13 protein-coding genes are annotated in these 14,029 nt (G+C 65.9%); 2 read left to right on the plus strand and 11 right to left on the minus strand.

What is annotated here, in order from left to right; all coding sequences use genetic code 11:
• Positions 1–3: 3 nt before the first annotated feature.
• Positions 4–1,386, plus strand: coding sequence for a hypothetical protein (locus tag ACLB6G_RS07895; protein ID WP_410355597.1), 1,383 nt, complete (start codon positions 4–6; stop codon positions 1,384–1,386).
• Between the two features lie 23 nt (positions 1,387–1,409).
• Complete coding sequence (locus ACLB6G_RS07900; RefSeq protein ID WP_410355598.1) at positions 1,410–1,994, plus strand: hypothetical protein; 585 nt, start codon at positions 1,410–1,412, stop codon at positions 1,992–1,994.
• A 42-nt stretch (positions 1,995–2,036) separates the two neighbouring features.
• Here the strand turns inward: ACLB6G_RS07900 and ACLB6G_RS07905 are convergent, their stop codons facing one another.
• The 11 genes from ACLB6G_RS07905 to ACLB6G_RS07955 form a co-directional block, all read right to left on the minus strand.
• Positions 2,037–3,617, minus strand: a complete 1,581-nt coding sequence (locus tag ACLB6G_RS07905) for a class I adenylate-forming enzyme family protein (RefSeq protein WP_410355599.1) — start codon at positions 3,615–3,617, stop codon at positions 2,037–2,039.
• A gap of 11 nt (positions 3,618–3,628) precedes the next feature.
• Positions 3,629–4,270: a TetR/AcrR family transcriptional regulator gene (locus tag ACLB6G_RS07910; RefSeq protein ID WP_410355600.1), complete on the minus strand. Its 642-nt coding sequence runs from the start codon at positions 4,268–4,270 to the stop codon at positions 3,629–3,631.
• A 78-nt stretch (positions 4,271–4,348) separates the two neighbouring features.
• Positions 4,349–6,031, minus strand: coding sequence for an AMP-binding protein (locus ACLB6G_RS07915; protein ID WP_410355601.1), 1,683 nt, complete (start codon positions 6,029–6,031; stop codon positions 4,349–4,351).
• On the minus strand, positions 5,991–6,710 hold the full coding sequence (locus ACLB6G_RS07920; protein ID WP_410355602.1) for an ABC transporter ATP-binding protein: 720 nt from the start codon (positions 6,708–6,710) through the stop codon (positions 5,991–5,993). Before ACLB6G_RS07920 ends, ACLB6G_RS07915 begins: the two co-directional genes overlap by 41 nt.
• Positions 6,697–7,455, minus strand: a complete 759-nt coding sequence (locus ACLB6G_RS07925) for an ABC transporter ATP-binding protein (RefSeq protein WP_410355603.1) — start codon at positions 7,453–7,455, stop codon at positions 6,697–6,699. The genes ACLB6G_RS07920 and ACLB6G_RS07925 overlap by 14 nt, the downstream gene beginning before the upstream one ends.
• Positions 7,452–8,471, minus strand: coding sequence for a branched-chain amino acid ABC transporter permease (locus ACLB6G_RS07930; RefSeq protein ID WP_410355604.1), 1,020 nt, complete (start codon positions 8,469–8,471; stop codon positions 7,452–7,454). Before ACLB6G_RS07930 ends, ACLB6G_RS07925 begins: the two co-directional genes overlap by 4 nt.
• Positions 8,468–9,352 (minus strand): branched-chain amino acid ABC transporter permease, encoded by an 885-nt coding sequence (locus tag ACLB6G_RS07935; RefSeq protein ID WP_410355605.1) that lies wholly within the window; start codon positions 9,350–9,352, stop codon positions 8,468–8,470. The genes ACLB6G_RS07930 and ACLB6G_RS07935 overlap by 4 nt, the downstream gene beginning before the upstream one ends.
• Positions 9,353–9,417: 65 nt before the next feature.
• Entirely contained in the window at positions 9,418–10,683 is a 1,266-nt protein-coding gene (locus ACLB6G_RS07940) for an ABC transporter substrate-binding protein (RefSeq protein WP_410355606.1), read from the minus strand.
• 44 nt (positions 10,684–10,727) lie between these two features.
• Complete coding sequence (locus ACLB6G_RS07945; protein WP_410355607.1) at positions 10,728–11,525, minus strand: enoyl-CoA hydratase/isomerase family protein; 798 nt, start codon at positions 11,523–11,525, stop codon at positions 10,728–10,730.
• Between the two features lie 27 nt (positions 11,526–11,552).
• On the minus strand, positions 11,553–12,617 hold the full coding sequence (locus tag ACLB6G_RS07950) for an acyl-CoA dehydrogenase family protein (RefSeq protein ID WP_410355608.1): 1,065 nt from the start codon (positions 12,615–12,617) through the stop codon (positions 11,553–11,555).
• A 12-nt stretch (positions 12,618–12,629) separates the two neighbouring features.
• Entirely contained in the window at positions 12,630–13,814 is a 1,185-nt protein-coding gene (locus ACLB6G_RS07955) for an acyl-CoA dehydrogenase family protein (RefSeq protein WP_410355609.1), read from the minus strand.
• Between the last annotated feature and the right edge of the window lie 215 nt (positions 13,815–14,029).

Below are 14,029 nucleotides of genomic sequence, written 5' to 3' on the forward strand. Positions count from 1 at the left end.
GCCATGACGATCTGCAAAGGTTTCGTTCCCGGCCTCCTGCTGGCCTTCATCATGGCCGTGCCGCCTGCCCAGGCCCAGACGCCGGGAGAAAGGCAGACGCAGCAAATCGGCGAGGAAGAGATCGCCCGGCGGCAGGCCCACGTGCTGAGCCGGATGAAACGGCTCAACCACGACAAACTTCTCATGACACTGAAGGAGCTTCAGATAGACCGGCCGGACGGTTTCCTCGGCTGCCTGTGCGGCAGCTACAGCATTGCCGGATCCGGCATCCGTTACCAGCCCGAACCATCAGGCGACTGCCAGAACACGAGGCCGTGCAAGGGCGGCAACTGGGGTTGCGTTTCGCATGACCTGCCGACCGACCCCAAGGCCTGGGAGAGATGCGCCGCTTCGGCCTTGGTCAACCTGCCCCCCCGCAAGGAAGGCGAGGAAGGCGAAAAGATCAGCCTGCCGGCCCTCATCGAGCGGCAATTGCGCTATCGCACCGCCTACCGCCCGTGCCCGGAAGCCGATTTCTTCTATGACGGCGAGACGCTGTACAATTTCTACACCGGCAAGCCTTCGCTGACGCATGACCGCGCCAGCCTGATTTCCGATTTCAAGGCGATGGCGGTGCAGTGGGAACTGGAAACCGGCAAGGAAACCACGCTCGGCTCCAGCCCCATCGACGCCCCGTTCATCGCCCAGTCGTTCGACAGCGGCGCGCTTCCCACGGGCAACGAGGCCGCGCTGCACGACTGCGCCCGCGACCTGGCCGCGACCAAGAAGGCGCGGATCACGCCGGCGGAGTTCTTCTACTGCGCACTCAAGGTTTCCGACGGCAACATCGACAAGGCACTAATCACCGCCCATGCCGGGCTCTACCGCGACCCTGGCAAGACGAACGCGAAACTGATCGCCGACCACCTTGCACCGATCCGCAACGAGGACGCCTATTCCGACCAGAGCACGATCAGGGTGCACAACGAACAGAAAGGCGTCGACGAGTTCGTGTCGGCAAAGAAGACGGCAAGCCAGGACCAGCAAGGCGCCTGGTATCATCTCTTCGGCATGATGGCACTGGAGATGGCAGACCGGCAAAGCGTCGTGCCGTTCATCGCCGTGCAGAAGGCCGTGGAGAAATACAAACCCCAGCATGCCAAGGCGCTGGAAGGCGGGTTTCCGGAATCGCGGGATTGCGGGACGCTTTCCAACTATGCCGTCGCGCTGGAGAACCAGGTGCGCAGCAACATGCGCCGTGCGCCCGACCCCGACAAGCAATGCGTCAACTACGACGGCTGCGCGGCAGGCCGCGCGCTGCACGAGTGGCATGTCCAGCGCTATCCGCCCAAGGTTCCGAGCACGATCGAACCCCCCATCAAGCCGATCGTGCGGCCGGAACGGTGAGCGGGTCGGACAAACCGGCGGCGGTGACCTGGATCGCGGACGTGCCGTTGCTGACAAACCCGGTGATGCTGCGCGCTGCCGCCGCTGTCTTCGTCCTTGCCTACGGGCTGATCGCACTCATCGGCGTCGGCGTGCTGATCGGTGACGGGCATCCTGAACGCATCCCGGCCTTCATGGGGGCCATGCTGGTAGGCTTCGGCATCGTCGCCCTGCTGATGCTGTTCGTCACCCTGGTCATCTTCGGAAACAGGATGCGCTGCCGTTTCATCGTCGATGAGGACGGCATCACCACGATCATCGTCGACCGCCGCGCCGCCCTTGGCGGTTCGCTGGCCATCCTTGCCGGTTCGGCGAGCGGCAATGCGACACTGACCGGCGCAGGGCTCACATCGTCGGCAAGCCGGCGGGAATTCATGTCCTGGAAGCGCATCGGCGGCGCGGTCTTTGACCCGGACCGGCATGTGATCCGGTTCACGCCGTCGGGGTGGTGGCCGGTCGGCGCAATCCATTGCACGGCGGAGAGCTATCCGGCCGCCGAGGCGGCGGTCCGGGCGATCCTCGCCCGCCGGAAAATCCCGGCCCCGGGCGCGCAGGACGAGCGTGGCTGAAGGTGCAGCCCGCCGCAAGGACGCGATGTCCGGACAGGCCTGTCAGGAGACGCGTTGCATGGGTGGCGGGTTGTCGCGCAATTCCTTCTTGAGGATCTTGCCCATGGGATTCTTCGGCAGTTCCGCGACGAAGGCGAAATGGCGAGGCACTTCGTAATCCGCCAGATCCGCCCGGCAATGCGTGGCGAGCGCATCCGCGGTGACGGATTGGCCGGGTTTCAGGACGATGCAGGCCGCCACATCGTCGCCAAGCTGCGGATGGGGCGTGGCAAACACCGCGGCTTCGCGCACGGCGGGATGCCGGTAGAGCGCGCTCTCCACGGCAACGGAGGATATCTTGAGCCCGCCGCGATTGATGACATCCTTCTTGCGGTCGCCGAAGAAGAGATAGCCGTCGCCGTCCAGCCTCCCGACATCGCCGGTGAGGATTCGCTGCCCGGAAAACGCCTTGGCGGTTGCCTCTTCATTCCGGAAATAGCCAAGTGCCACGGCCGGCCCCGACAGGGCGATCTCGCCTTCCTCGCCGGCCGGCAGGGCCCGGCCCGCGTCATCGACGACCTCCACGCGCATGTGCGGCATGGCGCGGCCGACCGAACCCGCCTTGGCGGTCATCATGTCCGGTTCAAGCACCGTGCCCGCCGGACCGCTCTCGGTCATTCCGTAGATCTGCACCTGGTCGGCCCACGGCCAGAGCCGGCCGATGGTTGCCACCAGTTCCAGCGGCATGGCCGCCCCGCCATTGGCCACGCGGCGCACACCGGAAAGGTCGTGCCTGGCCGGATCGAAGGCCTGGGTCATGAAATTCAGGATGGAGGGAACCCCGTGATAAAAGGTCGTTCTTTCCGCGCGGATCAGGTCGAGGCGCTCCTCGTTGCCGATCTGGCCCTCGATCACCAGGCCGGCCCCGGCGACCCAGCAGGACATGGCCGCCAGGTTGAGGGCGGAACTGGTGAAGAACGGAAAAGCGCCCTGGTAGATGTCGCCATGGCGCAGTCCGAGCGCCGTGCCGGTGCATAGTCCAGTCGCAACCATGGTGGCATGGCTGTGCATGACCGCCTTGGACAGCGCCGTCGTTCCCGAGGTGAACAGCAGGCAGCCGAGCAGGTCCGGCGGGATCGCCTCGGGCGCCAAACCCTCATCTTCCGCCTCCAGCCTGGAAAACAGGGTCGCATCGAGCAGGCCGGGAACGGATGATCCAAGCGCTTCGGCCAGGCGGCTGCGCCCCGGACCGTCGCTGACAACCAGGCGCGGTCCGGTCAGCGCAACGGCGTGGCCCAGTTCCGCATCCGAACTGCGGGTGTTCAGGGGAACGACGACCGCGCCGAGGGCCAGCGCACCCAGCGCCGCGACGTAGCATTCCAGCGCCCAGACATTGGTCAGGTAGATGGCGAGGCGCTCCTGCCTGCCAAGTCCGGCCTGCCGGAGGATGGCAGCGGCAGCGTCCATGCGCCGGCACAGGGAAGCATAGTCCAGACGGACCCGCGATTCGCCCGCGGATTCGGCCGACAGCGCCAGACTGGCGCCATGGATTCCGGCCTGGTGTCGCAGGAGAGCGGGAACGGACAGTCCCTGTGTCCAGAGACCGGCCCCGCTTGCCTGCGCCAACGAAGCCCCTTCCGGCATCCTGTCCTCCATCAACCGGCCTGCCTGGCCTCAACGGACCCGGAAAGAATCCTGGTCTCGTCGATACCGAGGCTGCGGGCGAACATGCGCAGATAGGTCGTCTTCACATGGTCGGGGAGTTCATCGATGCGGCTGCCGCTGACCGCATAGCGCTCCAGGAGATATTCGCGGGCGCCGATGATCATGTAGGCCAGGACTTCCAGTTCGCTTTCGTCATAACCGTCGATCTCGCCCGCCGCCCAGCCGCGCTGGAGCGAGCGGGTATAGCCGCCGGCCATGCGCCGCAGGTATTGCCGGTGGGCCGCGGGCGCGAAGAAGGCCGCCTCGTTGAGGATCCGGTGCAGCGCGGGATGGCGGCGGAGATAGGCGAAGTTCGCCTCGAGGCCCTTCCGCTCCCGGTCGGCCAGCGTCTGCGCCTCCAGCGTGGCCTGGGCGATGTAGCGCAGCATGGCCTCGCCGACATGGGGCAGAAGCTGGTCGAACAGGTCCTGCTGGTTCTTGAAGTAGAGATAGATCAGGCCATGGGCGACGCCGGCTTCCTCCGCGATGCGGGCGATGGAAGCCTTGCCGTAGCCGTGGCGGCCGACGACGACAGCCGCCGCATCCAGGATTGCCTGCCGGTTGGCCTCGGCCTTCTCCGCTCTCTTCGCCATCGCCTGTCTCCTGCCGCTATCGCCCTGATTCCGCGCAGGGGCTTCGCCGCCATGGAATCCGACATTGTGGCAGCGGGATCAAGTCCCCGCCTCTGATGCCATGGTCTGACGAATCGTCGCCCGCAGGATATGCTTCTGCACCTTGCCGGATGCCGTGCGCGGCACATCGTCGACATATTCGATCCGGTCCGGACATTTCTGGCGGGCAAGGCCCGCCTCCAGCAGGAATGCGGTCAGCGCTTCGACATCGGGCCGGTCATCGGCCATGGCGGGAATGAGATAGGCGCAGACCCCCTCGCCCAGGCGCGGATGCGGCATGGAGACGACCGCTGCCTCGCGGATCGCCGGATGGGTATGCAAGGCGTCCTCGATTTCCTTGGCGCTGAGGTTCTCGCCGCCACGGATGATGATGTCCTTCTTGCGGCCGGTGATCGTCAGCACGCCGTCCTGCGTGACGGTGCCGAGGTCCCCGGTCCGGAAATAGCCCTGCGCATCGAAGGCTTCCGCCGTGGCCTCGCGGTCCGTATAGCCGCGGAACAGCGACGGCCCCTTCGCGATGATCTCGCCTTCCCGACCCGGCGGAACCGGGTTGCCCCCGTCATCGACGACCCGGACATCCCAGTCCGTCACGCGCCCGTCGCTGCGCGCGGCCAGGTGCAGGTCGTCCAGGCATCCCTGCGTGACCATCGGGCATTCGGAACTGCCGAACACGCGGAAGGAGCGGCAATTGGCGAAGTGGCGGTTGGCCCGGTCGATCAGGGCCGGCGGCACGGCCGCGCCGCCACAGGCAAAGATGCGCAAGGATTCAAGCCGGGTGCCGGCCTTTTCCGCTTCCGCGACGAGTTCCGACAGGAAGGGCGTCGCGCCGATCATGAAACCGATGCGGTGCCGGTCGACGAGACGCACAGCCTCCGCCGCGTCCCAGCGCTCCATGAAGACGGTCGTCGTGCCGAAATGGAAGGGCATTTCCAGCCCGTAGGAATAGCCCGTCACATGGGTGACGGGGCTTGGCATGAGCAGCCTGTCGCCTGCCTTCAGCCCCCAGGCGTCGAAACTCGCCCAGAGGGGACGGCGCGACTGGTTGTGGCTGTAGATGACACCTTTCGGCTGGCCGGTGGTGCCGGACGTGTAGATGATCAGCTTGGCGCTGTCGGGGTCGGCCGGCTCGAGCGCGACCGTGCTCGCGCGTCCGCGCTCCTCGATCGCCTCGAAGGTCAGGTCGCCCGTGCCGCGCACCGTCGCCACATGCTGCAGGTGCGGCAGGCGCTCCCGCAATCCGGCATACATGGCGCGGTAGTCGGTGGAGCGGATGCTGTCGGGAATGAAGGCGATCCGCGCCCGGCAATCGTTGAGGATGAAGGCCAGTTCCGCCTGGCGGTAAATGGGGATGACGGGGTTGATGACGAAGCCGGCCAAGGCGCAGGCGAGATTGAGAACAGCTGCCTCGGTCCAGTTGGGTAGCTGGAAACTGACCGTGTCGCCGCGCGCGATCCCCATTTCGCGCAGGCCCCGCGCCAGGTCCGTAGCCCGCTTGTAAATGGTCGCGTAGTCGAGCGACCCGTCTTCGCCGGCAATGGCGACCGTGTCGGGGTGCCTGTCCGCCATGTCACGGGCCGCATAGGCCAGATTGGTGCCCAGCCATTCGCCTGCCGCGCGGCGCGCCTCGCGCTCGCCCGGCTCGAAACGCAACGGCCAGGGCGCCTTTTGCGCCGCTGCCATGTCAGACGGCGAGGTATCGGTCCTTGAGCCCTGGATCGGCATCGAAATCCTCCCACGTTCCATCGAAGACGATACGCCCGGTATCGATCAGCACAACCCGGTCGGTCGAGGCCCGGGCGAAGGACAGGTTCTGCTCGGCGATCAGCAAGGCGAGATCCTGCGTCTGCCGGATCTGGGCGATGTGCCTCGCCATTTCCTGGACCACGACCGGGGCCAGGCCCTCGACCGGTTCATCGAGGAGCAGCAGGCGCGGCGCGCCCAGAAGGCCGCGCGCCACCGCCACGAGCTGCTGCTGGCCGCCGCTCAACTGGTAGCCGGCACGGTCCTTCAGCGGTTCGATCAGCGGAAACAGCCTGAAGATGTCGCTGAGCGAAAGCGCCTTGCCGTCGCGGGCGGCATGGCGGCCAAGCGCGATGTTCTCGGCCACGGTGATGTTGGGATAGATGCGCCGGTCCTCGGGCACCAGCATCAGGCCAAGCCGGCTGCGCGCATCGGTCGGAATGCCGGCCAGGTCGGTGCCGTCGAAGCGGATTTCGCCTTCCACGCGGGGACCCGCATCCAGCAGGCTCTTCATCAGCGTTGTCTTGCCGGCACCGTTGCGGCCGAGCAACGCGACGCTTTCGCCCGCGCCAACGGTAAACGCCGCGTCCTGGATGATGTGACTGCCGCCGTAGTAGGCGTTCAGCCCGGAGACGGACAGCAGGGGATCAGTGTTGCCCAAGATAGACCTCCCTGACGCGGGGATGGGCGCGCACCTCATGGGGTTCGCCCGATGCGATGATTGCGCCATGATGAAGCACCGTCAGCCGCGTGGCGAGGCCGAAGACGACCTCCATGTCATGCTCGGTCAGCAGCAGCGTCAACCCGTAGCGCTCCCGCACATCGGAAATCAGGCGGACGGCTTCCGCGCGGTCGGAGGGCGACATGCCGGCGGTCGGTTCGTCCAGCATCAGCAGTTTCGGCTTGAGCGCGAGGCTCATGGCCAATTCAAGCCGCTTCTTGTCGCCATGCGACAGCGTGCTGGCGGGTTCGTCCAGGCGGCCCTCCAGTCCGAGTTCGGCGACCAGCCGTTCGGCCTCGTCGCGCACCTCGCGGCGCGGCGCCACCAGGCCGAAGGTGGATTTCAGCCCCTTGTCGACACGTTCGCGGGTCTCGATGGCCACGATGAGGTTCTCGAAGGCGGACATGTCGGGAAAGATGCGCGCGACCTGGAAGGAACGCCCGATGCCCAGCTTCACCCGCTGCCAGCCGTCGAGCGCGGTGATGTCGTTGCCGCCCAGCGTGATCGTTCCGCCATTGATCCTGGATTCGCCGCTGAGGCAGCGGAACAGCGTGGTCTTGCCCGCGCCGTTCGGCCCGATGACCACATGCGCCTCGCCTTCGACGAGATCGAAATCGACATTCTCAAGCACTTTCACGCGGCCATAGGATTTGTGGATCCCCCTGGCTTCCAGCATCATCGTCATGTTGCCTTCCCCGCCTTTTCAAGGTCCGCATCCTGCATGCCCGTGCGTGCCCGGCGCGCTGCAGAGCGCCTGGAATTCAGGAAACCGAGCAGGCCGCCCGGCATCAGAAGGACAACGCCCAGGAGCAGGACGCCGACGGTGATCTCGGACACGCCATACATGGCGCGGGTGGCGTAATCGATGGCGCCGAACAGGATCGCTCCGACAGCCGGCCCCCAGAAATGGCCCGCCCCGCCGAGCAGCGTGAACAGGATCGGCTCGGTGGATACGGTCCAGTAGGCGATTTCCGGCGAGGCGATCTGGGCGAAGGGCACCATCACCGCTCCGCAGAAGGCGGCGACCGAACCAGACAGGACGAAGGCGGTGAGCTGCCAGCTGCGCACATCGGTGCCGAGGAAGGCGGTGCGCACGGGGTCCTGCTTGATTGCCCGGATGAGCCGGCCGGCGGGCGAATTCTGGAAGGCCCACAAGGCAAAGGCGACCGCCGCCATGGCGACGATGATGAAGTAGTAGTAGGCGCCGGCGCTGGTCAGGTCGAGGCTCATGAAGCCGAGGTCGATCACCGGACGGGGAATGCCCACAAGCCCGTCATTGCGGCCGAGGAAGGTGGTCTTGGTGATGACGATGTGGACGAGTTCGGAAAAGGCGAGCGTGAGCACGGCGAAGTAGACGCCGCTGGCCCGGCGAAGCGCGATGTAGCCGAAGACCAGCGCGATGGTTCCGCCGGTCAGCGCGCCGAGAAACAGACCCACGACGAAGGGCAATTCCGGAACACGCAGGGAAAGCACCGCCATGGCATAGGCGCCGCCGGCAAAGAACATGGCATGGCCGAAGCTCAGCAGGCCGACGCCGGAAAACAGCAGGTTCCAGGACAGGCCGAACACGATGTTGATGGCGACAAGGCCGGCCAGGAAGACAAGGCCGCTGTTGGCGAAGAACGGGAAGACGGCAAAGAGCGCCAGTCCCGTGGCCACGACGGCCAGATTGAGCCGCATGCGCCTGCGATAGTCGATCATGCGGTCTGCTCCTTGCCCATGATGCCTTCCGGCTTGACCAGCAGGATGACGGCCAGCGCGATCAGGAAGTAGATCCCCGGATATTGCGGAAAGAAGTAGGTGCCGAAACTCTCGATCATGCCCAGCAGGATGGCTGCGATGAAGGCGCCGCGTATCGAGCCCATGCCGCCGACGATCACAACGCCGAAGGCCTGAAGCAGGAAGATGCCGCCCAGTTCGGGCGAAAGGCTCTGGTTGGCCATCAGCAGGCCGCCGGCAAGCCCGGCGAGCGCGAAGCTGAAGACCACGGTGATGAGATAGATGCGCCGGACGTTCAGGCCCAGCAGCTTGGCCATCCACGGATCGGCGGCGACGACCCGGATGAGGCGCCCCATTTCCGTGTGCGAGATGAAGATCTCCAGCGCGATGAAGGCCAGGATGCCGCAGGCGATGATGAAAATAGTGTAGGTGGGCATGAACATGTCGCCCAGGAAGACAACCGAGTTGAGTTCCGGCGGCGGCATGACGGAGAGGTAGTTCAGGCCCCAGACAAGCTGGACGCCACCGACGCAGACGAGCAGCAGCGCATAGGTCGCGATCAGCGAATAGGCGTCCTCGACATTGCGCAGGCGCCGCAGGATCACCTTGTCGACACCCCAGCCCATCAGCCCCACGGCGAGGCCGGCGGCGATCGCGGCGACGAGATAGAGCCACAGCGGCAGCGAACCGCCAAAGGCCAGCATGACCGAATAGGCCACATAGGCGCCGATCATGAAGAAGCCGCCATGGGCAAAGTTCAGGATGTGAAGGATCCCGAAGATGAGCGTCAGCCCGGCCGCGACGAGAAACGTCGCCATGCCCCAGGCAAGCCCGTTGAAGACGGTCAAGCCGATATCGACCATTGATGATGCTCCGGTTGAATGCCGGGCGGGACTCATTTCCCGCCCGGCGCGCCTTGGGAGGCTTGTCAGAGGATCGAGGTATCCAGCGGCTTGCCGGGCGTTGCCGGCTCGATCACCTTCTCGCCGGGCAGCGAGACATAGTCGGTGACCGCGAAGCCGTCCGGCGCGTCGGAAGACGGCTCGATGAAGGCAAGTTCGGCGTTCTTGACCGCCTGGTTGTCCTCGGCGCGAATGCGGCGCATGCCGGTCGCGCTGTCGAACTCCAGCCCCTTCAGGGCCGCGATCACATCGGCCGTTTCCGTGCCGCCCGCCTTGGCGATGGCGCCGGCATAGGCCATGATCCCGGCATGGGCCTCAGCCGCCCAGCCCATCGGGTAATTGTCGCCGGTGCGCTCGACATAGTCGGCATAGAGCTGGTCGGAAAGCGGGTTGCCCTTGTTGGCCTCGTAGTACCAGTGGAAGCCGCTCCAGTGGGCCGGCGTCTGGTCCTTCATCGCGGTGGCGACGAGGAACTCGTTGGCCGAATCGAGGAGCACGTCGATCTTGTCGAACAGGCCGAAGGGCTTGGCCTGCTGGTAGAGCGTCACCGCGTCGCCACCGTAAACGGAGGTATAGATGCCCTCCACGTCGAGGCGCATGGCCTGGGTGATGTAGTTGCGGTAGTCGCCCGAGGCATAGGGCACCAGGATCGGCTCGGCGATCTGGGCTTCCTCGCCGGTCAGTTCCGGCATGGCCTTGCGCATCGTGGCCTCGAAGATCTTCCAGGTCGTGCGGCCATATTCATGGTCGGGGATGATGCCGCCCCACTTGCGGATTTCCGGACGGCTCTGGACGATGTGGCGCACCAGGCCGGCATTGCGGCTGACCGGGCTGTCGCCGACGCGGAAGACGTGCGGATTGTAGTTCTCGTGGTTCAGCTTCTCGGTGCCCGCGCCGGAGGTCAGCACGATGCCGCCCTCGCTCTGCAGGAGCGGCCCCATGGCGAGCGCCACGGCGCTGGAAATGGTGCCAAGCTGCAGGTTGACGCCGGCGCCGATCAGTTCGCGCGCCGCGACGGACGCATCGTTCGGATTGGCCTTGGAATCGCGGAATTCGAGCGCAAGCTGACGTCCATTGACACCGCCGGCCGCATTCACGTGCTTGATGCCGATCTCGGCGCCATGGCGTACGAAATTGCCGATGAGCTGCGCCGGGCCGCTGAGCGGCGTGACGACGCCGATGGTGATCGGCCCGTCCTGCGCCATCGCGGTGCGCAGGTTGATGAAGGGCATTGCAAGGCCGGTCGCGGCGGCGCCCTTGATGAGGTTACGTCTGCTGATCCTGTATGCCATTTCACTTTCCTCCCGGTTTGAACTGTCGGCGCAAGGCGCCGGACCTACTCACCCGTGAACACGGGCTTGCGCTTCTCGCGAAAGGCAGCGACCGCCTCGCGATGATCTTTCGAAACATTGGACATGGATTCGTAGGCGACGCCTGTATCCATGATGGAATGGGCCAGTTGCTTGAGGCCGATATTGGCCGTGACCTTGGTCCAGCGGATCGCCTTGCGTGCGCCGGATGCGATGCGGTGGGCCAGGGCATAGACATCCTCGTCCAGCTTGTCGGCCGGCACCGCACGGTTGATCAGGCCCATGCGCGCGGCTTCCGGCGCGGGAATGGGATCGCCCGTCAGCAGGTATTCCTTGGCGCGCAGGTAGCCGATCATCTGGGGCCAGAGGATCGCGCCGCCATCGCCGGCCACGAGGCCGATCGAGACGTGCGGATCGCCGATCTTGGCATTCTCGGCCGCGATGACGATATCGCAGGTCAGCGCAATCGTGGCGCCAAGGCCGATGGCATGGCCGTTCATGCGGCAGATCAGCGGCTTTTCCAAGTCAAGCTGGCTGAAGATGATCCTTTTGGCCTCGAAACCCGTGACCTCGAAACGGGACGGATCGTCGATGGCTTCCTGCATCCAGTCGACATCGCCGCCGGCGCAGAACGCCCGGCCCGCGCCGGTCAGCACGATCACGTCGGAATCGGGATCGTCGTTGAGGTCGATGAAGACGCGCGACAGTTCCGAATGCAGGTCCGCGTTCACCGCGTTCAGCGTGTCGGGCAGGTTCAGCGTCACCGTCAGCACCCGGCCGTCCCGCTTGAACGTCATTGTCTTGTAATTGGCGAACCGCTCCATTCCCGTCTCCTCCCGGATGTCTTGCTGTCAATCGTTGGATGTCATCAGCCGGCCACGGTGGTCTTCGGCCCCGCCCGGCATCAATTGCAAAACCTTGACCCGCCTGAGCCCCGCGCCCAGCGGCAGGTCTTCCGTCATGCCCACGCCGCCATGAAGCTGGATGGCTTCCTTGGCCACATGCAGCGCCCGGTCGACCGCGCCGACCACGGCCTGCGAGACGGCGCGGCCCGGCGCGCCGCCGTCCTCCGCGCCCCGCGTCATGGCGAGCGCCAGCGAGCGGATTTCCTCAACCGCGACATACATATCGGCAAGACGGTGCTGCAAGGCCTGGAACCGGCCGATGGGCTGGCCGAACTGCTCGCGCTGCCCGGCATAGGCAAGCGTGTCGGCGAAAAGTCGCCCGGCGAGCCCGCCGGCCTCGGCCGTGACCGCCATGGCGTGCAGCAAGCCGGCCCGCGCGGCAAGCCTGGCCGCCGCCTCGCCTTCGCAAAGGACCGCGTCCGCGCCGACAGCCACCCCGTCGAGGCTGATTTCGGCATGGCGCCGCCCGTCCATGCCGCGATAGCCGCTGACCGTCACGCCCTTGGCCGACGCATCCAGCACGCAGGCAAGATCCGGCAGGGCCAGCACGAAGGCATCGGCCGCCGCACCGCCCGGCACGGCGCGGAACCGGCCTGTGACGGTGCGCGCGCCATTGGCGCCGGCCACGGCCAGCCCCTCACCCATCTCCGCGACAAGGCCGCAGGCCATGCGCTCGCCGCCCAGCAGGGCCGGAAGGAGCGCGCTTTGCGGGTCGGCCGCCTCCAGGATGGCGAGCGCCAGGCATGCAGGAATGACGGGTTCGGCCATCATGGCGCTGCCGACACCCTCGGCGACGATCGCCATTTCACGCGGACCGCCGAAACCGCCCGCCGCTTCTCCGACAGCCGCGCCCAGCCAGCCGAGATCGGCAATCGCGGTCCAGACGCTGTGGTCGAAACCGTCCGGCATGGCTTCGCTTGCCCGCCGCGCGTCGTCGCCGTAGCGGTCCGCCAGGAAACGCGTGACGCTTTGCGCCAGCAGGGCCTGTTCTTCGGTCGGTGTGATCTTCACGTCTGCCTCACCCTAGCCGAGACCAAGCGCGTGCTTGGAAATGATGTTTCGCTGGATTTCGTTGCTGCCGCCCCAGATGGTCGGGGCGCGCTGGAACAGGAATTCCGACACGATGCCCATGTGGCGGGCCAGTTCGCTGCCGGGATCGTTCGTTCCTTCCGCGATCAGGGCCGGGTCGTAGGGAACGGCCTCCGGGCCGAGCGTATCCGCCGTCGCCTCCGCGATGGCCTGCACGATCGTCGAGCCGCGCAGCTTGAGGACAGAGGCCTCGTAGCCGGGCGCCGAGCCGTCCATGACGGCCTCCAGCATGCGCAGCGTGGTCCATTCCAGGGCCAGCAGGTCGGTCTCAAGCCGGTTCAAACGGTCGAGATAGCGGTAGTCGTTCGACACGCCGCGCTCGCCGGCCAGGGCGCGCAGCCGGTCCAGCATCCGCTTGGCCTTGCCGATCTCGGCCGACAGGACACGTTCGTGACCGAGAAGGTACTTGGCGTAGGTCCAGCCCTTGTTCTCCTCGCCGATGCGGTTTTCCACCGGAACGCGGACATTGTCGAAGAACACCTGGTTGAGATGATGCGCCCCCTCGATGGAGCGGATCGGCCGGATCGAGATGCCGGGGGAACGCAGGTCGATCAGCAGGAATGAAATGCCTGCCTGCGGCCGGACCTGCGGATCGGTGCGCACCAGCGCGAAGATCCAGTCGGCCCAGTGAGCCATGGAGGTCCAGATCTTGGAGCCGTTGACGACATAATGGTCGCCGTCGCGCTCGGCACGGGTGGAAAGGCGGGCAAGATCGGAACCGGCATTCGGCTCGGAATAGCCCTGGCACCAGAACACCTCGTTCGACACGATGCCGGGCAGATGGCGCGCCTTCTGCTCTTCCGTGCCATAGGTGTAGATGACCGGCCCCACATAGTTGACACCGAACGGCAGGAGCCAGGGCGCGCCGGCATAGGTGGTCTCTTCCTGGAAGATGTAGCTTTGCGCCGGCGTCCAGTCGCAACCGCCGTAGCGCTCCGGCCAGAACCCGGCGATCCAGCCCTTGCGCGCCAGGATGTCCTGCCAGCGCATGTGGTCGGAGCGCGCCAGCGGACGCCCGCTCATCACCTTGTCGCGAATGTCGGCAGGCAGGTTCTCCCGCGTGAAAGCCCTGACCTCGTCCCGAAACGCGATGTCGGATGGGGACCATCCAGCGTCCATCGAGCTCCTCCCAAAGCAAAATAATGACTAGTGATTCATTATTCATGCGCATGCCCTTGTCAACAGGGCAAATGCGGATTTGCGGATGAAAACCGCCTGTCCGGCGCACAACCCCCGATGTGGTCCGATACAGGGATCCGGTCAGAGGCGAAGGCAGGCTGCCGCGACTGCCCGCCGCCGAAGCGGGCGCGCAGAGATCCGTGCGGCGAACCGGC

This window comes from Zhengella sedimenti (assembly GCF_046506625.1).
GTDB lineage: Bacteria > Pseudomonadota > Alphaproteobacteria > Rhizobiales > Rhizobiaceae > Zhengella > Zhengella sedimenti.